Here is a 474-nt window from a genome sequence, read left to right on the forward strand (position 1 = left end):
GTAAACTATAAGAATCCTATTTATTCGACGTTAATTTTTTTATTTCTCTATCTTTATTTTAATTATTAATTCATTTTTTTGAGGTCATTAGAAGGTTTAAAATTATCAGCTGATTTTAATACTTTTTAAAACATTGTGTTTTTGATTTATAATTGTGCTCAATGATTTAAAAGGCTAAAACAATATTTGTCTAATATTTACTTATTTACAAAATATTGATAACAAATTACCATTAAAAATGGAATTGTATTATTCACGCCATGCATTATTATTGAATGTTTTATGCCATATTTATTGGCTATATAACCAAAATATATCCCACCCAATATTCTAGGTAAAATTCTTAATACTGTGTGCGTGTCTAGTACTTTATAATTGTTTAAGTGCATTAGTCCAAAAACGAAAGAAGTCAAAAGTAAGAATACTACGAAATAATTTGATATAAACCGATTGAAAGTCTCCCTAAATTCAAGA

At 24.3% G+C, this 474-nt stretch carries 1 protein-coding gene; it reads right to left on the bottom strand.

The window, feature by feature from the left end:
* Nucleotides 1-197: 197 nt before the first annotated feature.
* A partial coding sequence (locus tag A3SG_RS21450; protein ID WP_157485567.1) for a CPBP family intramembrane glutamic endopeptidase occupies nt 198-474 on the bottom strand: 277 nt, incomplete at its 5' end.

This window comes from Flavobacterium sp. ACAM 123 (assembly GCF_000264055.1).
Lineage (GTDB): Bacteria > Bacteroidota > Bacteroidia > Flavobacteriales > Flavobacteriaceae > Flavobacterium.